The organism is Oerskovia sp. NPDC056781 (genome assembly GCF_042789955.1).
Classification (GTDB): domain Bacteria; phylum Actinomycetota; class Actinomycetes; order Actinomycetales; family Cellulomonadaceae; genus Oerskovia; species Oerskovia rustica.
On sequence record NZ_JBHUAD010000147.1, the window covers coordinates 1 to 9964 of the forward strand.

The 9964-nt window shown below is 71.8% G+C and carries 7 protein-coding genes; 1 reads left to right on the forward strand and 6 read right to left on the reverse strand.

Annotated features, from left to right (window positions below; translation table 11 throughout):
- Nucleotides 1–42: 42 nt before the first annotated feature.
- The 6 genes from trxA to ACFRCR_RS12895 form a co-directional block, all read right to left on the reverse strand.
- Complete coding sequence (gene trxA / locus ACFRCR_RS12870; protein WP_138827001.1) at nucleotides 43–369, reverse strand: thioredoxin; 327 nt, start codon at nucleotides 367–369, stop codon at nucleotides 43–45.
- Entirely contained in the window at nucleotides 366–1412 is a 1047-nt protein-coding gene (trxB, locus tag ACFRCR_RS12875; RefSeq protein WP_377678018.1) for a thioredoxin-disulfide reductase, read from the reverse strand. Before trxB ends, trxA begins: the two co-directional genes overlap by 4 nt.
- A gap of 141 nt (nucleotides 1413–1553) precedes the next feature.
- On the reverse strand, nucleotides 1554–3446 hold the full coding sequence (locus ACFRCR_RS12880; protein ID WP_377678020.1) for a protein kinase family protein: 1893 nt from the start codon (nucleotides 3444–3446) through the stop codon (nucleotides 1554–1556).
- A 59-nt stretch (nucleotides 3447–3505) separates the two neighbouring features.
- Nucleotides 3506–5188: a murein biosynthesis integral membrane protein MurJ gene (murJ, locus tag ACFRCR_RS12885; RefSeq protein WP_377678021.1), complete on the reverse strand. Its 1683-nt coding sequence runs from the start codon at nucleotides 5186–5188 to the stop codon at nucleotides 3506–3508.
- 158 nt (nucleotides 5189–5346) lie between these two features.
- Complete coding sequence (locus ACFRCR_RS12890; protein WP_377678023.1) at nucleotides 5347–7674, reverse strand: DUF6049 family protein; 2328 nt, start codon at nucleotides 7672–7674, stop codon at nucleotides 5347–5349.
- On the reverse strand, nucleotides 7671–8330 hold the full coding sequence (locus ACFRCR_RS12895; RefSeq protein ID WP_377678024.1) for an NUDIX hydrolase: 660 nt from the start codon (nucleotides 8328–8330) through the stop codon (nucleotides 7671–7673). Before ACFRCR_RS12895 ends, ACFRCR_RS12890 begins: the two co-directional genes overlap by 4 nt.
- 183 nt (nucleotides 8331–8513) lie before the next feature.
- Between ACFRCR_RS12895 and ACFRCR_RS12900 the strand changes: the two genes are divergently transcribed.
- Entirely contained in the window at nucleotides 8514–9932 is a 1419-nt protein-coding gene (locus tag ACFRCR_RS12900; RefSeq protein WP_377678025.1) for a CCA tRNA nucleotidyltransferase, read from the forward strand.
- Nucleotides 9933–9964: the final 32 nt, after the last annotated feature.

A 9964-nucleotide genomic window follows, 5' to 3' on the forward strand; every position in this document is an offset into this window, starting at 1 on the left:
TCGGTCCACCGGACCGACCGCCCCTTGAGGACGTCGTGCGCGTCAGGCGATCAGCGCGTCGATCTCCTCGGCGAGGATGCGCTTGGGCCGCCCCCCGACGATCGACTTCACGAGCTCTCCACCGGAGTAGAAGTTGAGCGTCGGGATCGAGATCACGCCGTACGCCGCGGTGATCGCGGGGTTCTCGTCGGAGTCGAGCTTGGCGATCTTGACCTTGCCGGCGTACTCCCCGGCGAGCTCTTCGAGGATCGGGGCGATCTGGAGGCACGGTCCGCACCAGGTGGCCCAGAAGTCCACGATGACGGGGATGTCCGACTCGAGGACCTCGGCCTTGAAGGTGTCGTCGGTGACCTTGACGGTGTTGCTCATCGGATCTCCTCCAGTGCACGGGGCAGCTCGTCGGGGGCGGGGGACTCGGGCGTGCCGGCGATCTCGGGAAGCCCTTCGGCGTCCTCGATCGCGTCGACCAGCTCGGTCAGGTAGCGCTGGGCGTCGAGCGCTGCGGAGCAGCCCGAGCCGGCGGCGGTGATGGCCTGGCGGTAGGTGTGGTCCACGGCGTCGCCGCACGCGAAGACACCCTCGAGGTTGGTAGCCGTCGTGCGCCCGACGACCTGAATGTACCCCTCGTCGTCGAGGTCGATCTGACCCTTGACGAGCTCGGAGCGCGGGTCGTGCCCGATAGCGACGAACAGGCCGGTCGCGTCGATCGAACGCTCCTCGCCGGTGATCGTGTCGCGGAGCGTCAGGGACTCGACCTTGTTCTCGCCATGGATCCCGACGACCTCGCTGTTCCAGGCGAACTCGATCTTGGGGTCGGCCTTGGCGCGGTCCGCCATGATCTTCGAGGCGCGGAGCTCGCCACGACGGTGGACCATGGTCACCTTGGACGCGAAGCGGGTCAGGAACGTCGCCTCCTCGACAGCGGAGTCCCCACCGCCGACGACCACGATGTGCTGGTCGCGGAAGAAGAAGCCGTCGCACGTCGCGCACCAGGAGACGCCGCGCCCGGAGAGACGCTTCTCGTCGTCGAGGCCCAGCTCGCGGTACGCGGAGCCGGTCGCCAGGATGACGGCGCGTGCCGTGTAGGTCTCGCCGTTGCCGGTGACCACGGTCTTGACGGGGCCGTCGAGGCTGAGCTCGATCGCGTCGTCCCACTCGACCTGGGCGCCGAAGCGCTCGGCCTGCTTCTGCAGGTTGTCCATGAGCTCGGGGCCCATGATGCCGTCGGGGAAGCCGGGGAAGTTCTCGACCTCGGTGGTGTTCATCAGCGCGCCACCCGCGGTGATCGAACCGGCCAGGACCAAGGGCTCGAGGCCCGCGCGCGCGGCGTACACAGCAGCCGTGTACCCGGCGGGGCCCGAACCCACGATGATGACGTTCCGCGGTGCGGTCGTGGGGGTCTGTTCCGTCACGTGTACTCCTCAGTGGTGGGTGGTGCACCGGGTCCAACGCCGAGTGGCGCCGTTCTGTTCCGAGGGCACCGTCGGCCGGTCGGCCTGTGGATGGTCAGCACGAGCGACGGGCTGCGCCCCGGTCGGGGCGCAGCCACGGGATCAGTAGACCGTGATCTCGTTGAGCTCGACGCGGAACTTGCCCTCGGGGTTCGTCGGGAGCTCCGTGATGAAGAGGACGAACGTGGTGCCCTCCGTCGCGGGGTCGAGCTCGAGCTCGATGTTCTCCGAGAAGGCCGCCGATGCGAGGACGTCGCCGCCGGTCGGCTCGGCGTCCGTGATGGCTCGGACCTCGACGCGGCCGCCCGTGTTGTTCGTGTCGAGGACGATGCGCTGGACGGTCGCCTCGTCGTCGAGCGTGAAGGTGTAGCCCGTCCTCGGCTTGTTGCCGCCAAAGGCAGCCGAGTTGTACGAGTACGTGTACCAGAACGTGGACGGGTCGCCGTCGATGGCGAGGGGCACGGCCTCGGGCTTCTCACCGACGTCGTTCGGGTCCGCGACGTCCGGATCCAGCAGGCCGCCTGCGGCGATGGGGAGGGGCTCGGTGTTCACCGGGACCTCGCCGCTGCCCGGCGTCTCGCTCGGTGTCTGGGCGCCGTTCGTCCCCGATCCCCCCTGCCCGGCGCCCGGGGTCACGACGGCGCCGAACTGGCCCAGCCCGGACTTCACTCCCCAGATCACGGCGACGACGACCAGGAGGAGCACGATCGGCATGATGATCCAGGTGGTCTTGACGCTGGTCTTCTTCGCGCTCGTCGTCGTGAAGGGACCCGTCTGTGCCTGCGGGGCAGGGACGTCGGCCGGAGCGTGCTCAGCCAGCCCGACCGGGGCTGACGGCACGGGAGGGGGCGGCGGGGCGGTCGGGTAGGACCCTGTCGCCGACTCCGCCGGAGCTGCCTGGTAGGCGGCGGGCGTGTCGGCGTAGGTGGGAGCGGGGTAGCTGGCCCCGTCGGGGAGGGAGGAGCCGGCGAGAGGGACCCGGTGGATGCGCCCGGTGGCGGGCCGGTGGAACGGGACCGCGGGCGGGGGAGTCCCCGGAGGGGTCGAGAGCGGTACGTCGAACGCGCTCCGGATCGACTGTCGGCTGACGCGCGTCGCTGCGGGGGGCGCGGCCGGCTGGACGAACGTCGGGAGTGCGGCGACCACGGACAGCGAGCCCCACGGCTCGAGCGCACTCACCAGGTCGGCTGGGGACGAGGGCGGGGCGGAGAGGCTGTCGAACTCCTGCGTGTCGTCGTTCGTCGTCGCGCGGTCCGCGCCGGCTCGAGCACGGGCGGTCTCGGCGTCGGCGAAGACCTTGGCGCACAGCTCCGACAGGTCGGACGGCGCTCCGGGCACGAGCGTCGACAGCGGGAGCACTCCTGTCGCGTCGCGCTGCGCAGGCAGGGGGTGGACGGAGTCGGGGCTGATCCACGGGACGTCGAGGCTGGTGCCCGCCCAGCGCGCTGTCATCGCGTAGTAGAGCAGCGCGACCAGTCCCAGGGTGTCGGTGCGTGACGTCTCGTCGGCGTCGTGCTGGTCCTGACCGCTGATACCCGCGTCGAGCCCGAGGCCCGTCACGACGACCCGGTCCCCGTCGACCCGCAGGGCCTCGGGACGCAGTGCCAGGTGGTGGACGCCGCGTCGTCGGGCGACCTCGAGCGCGGCCGCGGCCTCGCCGACGATCGCGCGCGCCTGCTGGGCATCGACGATCCCACCCGCCACGACCTCGGACAGCGTGATCCCGGCGAAGGGCTCGGTGATGACGTAGGCGACGCCGTCGTCGGTCCCGACGTCGAGGACCCGGGTCAGTCGGGGGTCGGTGACGAGCGCAGCGCGCCGCGCCGAGTCGATCGCCTCCGCGACGTGCTCACCGGCGAGCAACGAGACCCGCACGGGACGGTTCAGGACCGAGTCGTGCGCGGACCAGGCGGCGACGTCGACCAGGTCGCTCGCCAGCCGTTCGGCCAGCAGGTAGCGCCCCACCAGTGTCGTGCCGGGTCCTGCTGCGGTCACCTGCCCACCTCGAACTTCCTTGCCGCTGACATCTTCCCCCCACATGGTACGGGCGTCCTCTATCTCGTGGCCGGGCGTCGCCGCCCGAGCTTGCGGAGCAACGGGTCGGCGAGCTGGTCGAGCTCGCGGACCCTCATGACCTTGAGCCCGCCGACGTACACGACGGTCATGACGATCCCGACGACCGTGGTGACCACGGCGGCGCGCAGCCACGAGAGTCCGTACAGGTCGCCGAAGAGCTGGAGGACCCCCCAGCCGGCCGCTGCGCTGATCACCGCGGCGAGCACGGTCTTGACGTGCATCCGCACGATGCGGAACGCGTCGAGCCCGTGCAGCTTGCGCCGTAGGCCGGCGGTCCGCAGCAGGACCGCGACGACGTTCGACAGCGACATCGCTGCGCCGACCCCGACGACCCACCACACGGGGGCGAGCGTACGGGTCGCGAGCCATGCGATCCCCACGAGGGCTAGCGTCGCGGGGACCTGGATCCAGAAGACCGTCTTCCCGTCCTCGTACGCGTAGTACACCCACTTCATGAGGACCATGCCGCCGAGGGGGACGAGTCCGAACGCCATGGCGACGAGGATCTGGCTGACCGCCACCGCGCTCGCCGCCGTCACGTTGATGAGCAGGAGCTTGGTGATCGGCAGCGCGAGGATCGCGAACACGGCCGTGGCGAACACCGTGAAGACGCCCACGGTCCGCACGCCGCGCGAGAGGTCGTGCCGGACCCGCGCGAAGTCCCCGGCGCCGGCGGCGGCACTCATCCCGGTGAACAGGGCCGTGGCGATCGACACCGTGACGAGCGAGTGCGGGAGCAGGTAGATCATGAGCGCCTGCGTGTAGGCGGCGTTGCCGGCGACCGCGAAGGCCTCGGGGGCGCCCGTGACGACGCCGGTCACGACACCGTTCGCGATGGGGTCGCCCGCGTAGGCGCCGAAGGCCTGCTGGAGCGCGGCGGCAGGCGCGCTCGAGGCGAACTGCGTCGTGAACAGCACGCCGACCTGCTCGAGGATGACGGCGCCGAAGGTCCAGATCGCGACCTGTCCGGCGGAGCGCAGCCCGATCCCGCGCATCCCGAGGCGGAAGTGCCAGCGGAACCCCGCGCGCCACAGGGGCAGGATCAGGACGAGCGCCTGGGCGGCGACGCCGAGGGTCGCCGTCCCGGCGAGGACGGCGATCTTGGTACCGTCCCACGTCCCGAGGTCGTCGGCCGCGCCGGTCGCGTAGGGCCCGTAGATCGCGATGAAGGCGCCGAACCCGACGATCGAGACGATGTTGTTGACGACCGGGGCCCACATGAACGGGCCGAACTGCCCGCGCGCGTTGAGGACCTGACCGAGCAGCGTGTACAGACCGTAGAAGAAGAGCTGTGGGGTGCACCAGAACGCGAACGCGACGGCGAGCGAGAACTGCGCCGACCCCCACCCGTCGGTGTAGAGCGTGACGATCACCGCGGCGCCCGCGGTGAGGATCAGGCTCAGCCCGAGGAGCAGGACCCCGGAGAGGGTCAGCAGCTTGTCGAGGCGCTCCTGGGGGTTCTTGGAGCGGTACGCGCGGACGATCTGCGGGACGAGGACCGCGTTGAGGACACCCCCTGCGAGGATCGCGAAGAGGACGTTGGGGATCTTGTTGGCGACGTCGAACGCGTCCGCGGCCAAGCCCGTGGTCCCGATCGCGGTGACGAGCAGGACGTTGCGGACGAGCCCCAGGATGCGGGAGACCGCGGTTCCGGAGGCCATGAGCGCCGAGCTCCGGCCGAGGCTGCTCTTCGCGGGGGTCGCGGCAGGCGCCGATTCCTCGGGAGCGTCGGCGGTCTCACGACCGGCGTCGACGGGTGCCGGCGTGGTTCCTGGGCTGGTACGGCGGGTCCGAGGAGCGCCGGCGGGTCGGGCGTGCTTCACCCGTCGTGACCTGTCGAGCGGCCCGACGGCGTCGCGCCGCCCTGAGCTCCCGGGACGCCTGTCGCGGGGGTCAGCTCGGCGACGCGGCGCGGCGACCGGCCACGTCGGATCGTGCGCCAGATGCCGCCGATCATGAGGAGCGCGACGAGACCGGCGAAGATCGCGGTCCCGGTGTTCTCCCACTCGGCCCGTACCTGCACGACGAACTCAGACGGTGGTGAGACGACGGTGCCGGCGGGGACGCTGAGGAGCTCGACCGAGACGCTCACGTCGCCGCTGCCGATGGCCCGGACGGGAACCTTGAAGTCGACCTCGGCCCCGGCGGGAACCGGGCCGGCGGGGAACGAGACGACCTTGAGGAGGCCGTTGTCGGGCCGCAGGGCCACCTGGACGGTGACGGGCTGGTCGAGCGTGTTGCGCACCCTGACGGGGAGATTGCCCGACGTGTTGATCAGCATGACGTCGAGCCCACGGGGGACGACGGACACCGACGACCGGACCATGGCCGCGCCCTCGACCGCGGTGTCCACCGCCTCTGTCCGTTCGTCAGGAAGCGACCGGTAGGCGATCGCGGAGGGGACCACGAGGGCGGGCTCCGCGCCCTGGACGACCGGTGCGGGGTCGGCGGCGATCGTCGCGAAGTCGGCGACCTCGGTGCGGGCGCGCTCGAGCGCGTTCATCTCGGCGGCCGGCAGGGTTCCTTCGGTGACCCCGGCCCCGGGGAGCGAGGTCCTCGCGACGTCCGGCACGGGCGACGAGAGGAGGTCGTCGATGGAGGCGACGTCCACCCAGCTCGCCCCGTGGAAGGCTCCGAGGACCGCCGAGAGCGCGGCGGCGTCCGGGTCCCACGAGCGGGGGAGCGCGACGACGAGATGGCGGGCCTCGGTGGGGCGCTCGGAGGCGACGACCGCGAGGTCGGCCAGGAGTCGCTGCGTCGCGTCGGCCGCGGACAGGTCGTCGGCGTCCCGGTCGAAGCTGGTGGCTTTCGTGAAGACCTCGGTGAGCTGGGGGTCGGCGACCAGGGCGGTCGCAGGGCCCGCGTCCGTCGCGACGGTGGCGAGGCCGGTCGGGGTGTGGTTCACCGAGCTCTCCGGGGCGAGCCCGTCGCCCCGGACGACCACGAGTGGTGAACCCGACTGGACGCTCGTGCGGACGGTTCGCTGGTCGAGCAGGTCGTCGGACGGATAGGTGAGGTCGGTCCGCCAGGCCGGGTCGAGGGAGACGCCGCCCGGGAGCGCGGTCGTCGTCGCGGGAAGGGTGGCGCCCACCTGGGCGTAGGCGGCGGGGTCCGGGTCGTAGGGGCGCAGGCCGAAGACGGTGCGTGCGGCGGTCCCCTCGCGCACGAGCGTCGCCCACGCCTGGGAGGCGGGGACCGTGGACGTCTCGGCGGCAGCGAGGACCGCGGGGTCGATCGCCCACGCGATGTCCGGGACGTCGGCCGTCGCGGACACGAGTCGACCCAGGCGCCGGTCGGCATCGACCGCCTCGTCCACGGCGTGGACATCGACGCTCGTCGTGCCCGGCGCCCCGGCGTCGCCGGTCGTCGCAGAGAGTCCCAGGGCGGGACCGGTCACGGGCGCGATCAGGCTGACCTTGACCGGGAGGGGAGCCGGCGACTCTCCCCACAGGAAGAACGTGCGCAGGACGTCGAGGCGTTCACCGCCGTCCTCGACGGTGACGGAGAGGGGACGAGGGCCCCATACCGAACCGGGCGCGAGGTTGAGGTCGTCGGCCGCGACGGAGAACGTGACGGTGGTGTCCTGGCCGGGGGCGAGAGGATCCAGGTTCTCCACGGTCATGCGCCCGGCGACCTGCTGCGACGTGGGGGCCTCGGCCCATGCGTCGAGCGCCGACCGGGTACCGACGGCACGCCAGTTGACTCCGAGCGTGGCCCGCGGGCTCTCGAGCGTGTCCTGGGTGCCGTTGTGGATCCGCGCGACGACCGTGAGCGTGTCACCGGGCCCGACCGTGGTCGGTGACATCGAGACGAGCGTCGTCGAGACCGCAGCCGCCTCGGCGGACGAGGCCGTCGGGTCCGTGTCCGCGGTGACGCGGCCCGTCCCGAGGGGCGCGGTCCTGACGTCGCCCGCCGCGGACAGGGCCGTGGGCGTCACAGCGGCGGCGGCCGACGGCAGGACGGCGAGCCCGAGGACGAACAGGGGGGTGAGAAGAGCGCGCGTGCGCGAGCGGGCCGCTCGTCGGGTGGCGTTCGTCGACGACCGGGGGGTGCCGTGCGCCGGGGCGCCCTGGGACGAGAGCGGGTCGCGCGCGGCGGGACGGCGCGTCGAGGCGCGGCGCGCGCCACCGGGGAAGTGAAAGCTCATGGGTGGTCGGTCGGGTTCCGTGGGTCGTCGGGTGCCGGCCGGCTGGTACGGACGACGGTGCGAGTCACGGTACCCCGGAAGTGGGCGTTCGTGCGTCGCCCCCGGAGGACGTCGTGGGCGACCGCGGCGAGCCGTCGCTCGTTGGGGTAGGACAGGCGATCAGCCAGCTCGTCGAACGGGATCCAGGCGACGTCCTCGGCCTCGCCGTCGGGGTCGCCCTCGACGGTCAGCCGCCCGCCGGTCGCCCGGAGCAGGAAGTGGTGGACCACCTTGTGCACACGGCGGTCCTCGCCCGTGAACCAGTAGTCGATGATCCCGAGCGGCGTCTGGACCGATCCCGTGATCCCCGTCTCCTCGGCGATCTCCCGGACGGCGGCCTCCTCCGGGGTCTCCTCACCTTCGAGGTGCCCCTTCGGCAGGCACCACTCGAGCCGACCCCCGCGGTTGCGGCGGGCGATGACCGCGGCGCGGAACAGGCCCTCGAACGTGTCGACGACGAGCCCACCTGCGGAGATCTCCTCGACGACGGGCAGCGGGGGAGGCGGCCCTGGCGACAGGACGGGGTCCCTGTGGGCCTCCGGGTCTCTCCGCAGCGCGTGACCACCGGGCGGTGCAGGTACACCGCGATGGTCCGGAGAGTGCGCTGGGGTGGACATGACCCAACATTACCGAGTGTGGAGTCCGCGCCTGATCTGGCACGCTTGGATGTCGTGCCGACTCCTTCCCAGAACTCTCCCGTCCCCGACCCCGTCGCGCTGCCCGCCGAGGGGTCTCGCGGGGTGCCGACGACGCCCGAACAGCTCGAGCTCCTCCGGCGTGCGCTGGCAGTGCTGACCGAGATGGCGCCCGCCGCGATCGAGCTGGGCGAGCTGTTCCGTGCGGCCGGCCACGAGCTGGCACTCGTCGGCGGTCCGGTCCGGGACGCGTTCCTGGGGAGAGCGAGCAACGACCTCGACTTCGCCACGTCGGCGGACCCGGACCAGACCCAGGCGCTGCTCGCGGCCTGGGGCGACGCGCACTGGGACATCGGCAAGGAGTTCGGCACGATCGGGGCCAAGCGCTTCGCACCGAAGGGGAGCCCGCGGGGCGTGGGGGAGCTGGTCGTCGAGGTCACGACGTACCGCACGGACGAGTACGACCCCGCGTCGCGCAAGCCGCTCGTCGCGTTCGGCGACACCCTGGTCGGTGACCTGTCGCGGCGCGACTTCACGGTCAACGCCATGGCGGTCCGGGTCCCGGAGATGCTGTTCGTCGACCCGCACGACGGGCTCGGCGACCTCGCGATCGGTGTCCTGCGCACCCCGATCGCCCCGGAGCGCTCGTTCGACGACGACCCGTTGCGCATGATGCGGGCGGCGCGCTTCGCGGCCCAGCTCGGGTTCGAGGTCGAGCCCGCGACGCACGCGGCGATCGTCGACATGGCCTCGCGCATCGAGATCGTCTCGGCCGAGCGTGTCCGGGACGAGCTGACCAAGCTGTTGCTGTCCGACGAACCGCGCAAGGGTCTCGAGGTCCTCGTCGAGACGGGTCTGGCCGACCACGTCCTGCCTGAGCTCCCGGCGCTGCGCCTCGAGATCGACGAGCACCACCGGCACAAGGACGTCTACCAGCACTCGCTCACGGTGCTGGAGCAGGCGATCGCCCAGGAGACCGGGCCCGACGGCGCGGTGCCGGGCCCGGACCTCGTCCTGCGTCTCGCGTCGCTCCTGCACGACATCGGCAAGCCGGCCACGCGCCGGTTCGAGTCGGGCGGCGGCGTGAGCTTCCACCACCACGAGGTCGTGGGTGCCAAGCTCGCGGCGAAGCGTCTCAAGGAGCTGCGCTACGACAAGGACACCGTGAAGCAGGTGGCCCGGCTCGTCGAGCTCCACCTTCGCTTCCACGGCTATGGCGAGGGGGAGTGGACCGACTCCGCGGTGCGTCGCTACGTGACGGACGCCGGGCCGCTCCTGGAGCGCCTCCACCGCCTGACGCGCGCGGACTCGACCACGCGCAACAAGCGCAAGGCGCAACGGCTCTCCGACGCGTACACGGACCTCGAGCAGCGCATCGAGCGACTCCGTGGGGAGGAGGAGCTGGCATCGATCCGCCCCGACCTCGACGGGCAGCAGATCATGGAGGTCCTGGGCATCTCGCCGGGCCCCGAGGTGGGGCAGGCCTACAAGTTCCTGCTGGAGCTGCGCCTGGACCGTGGACCGCTCGGCGAGGACGTCGCTCGCGAGGAGCTGCTGACCTGGTGGGCTGGGCGCGAGGCGTGACCAACGGGTCCTGACGCGCGAAGGGCGGGCAC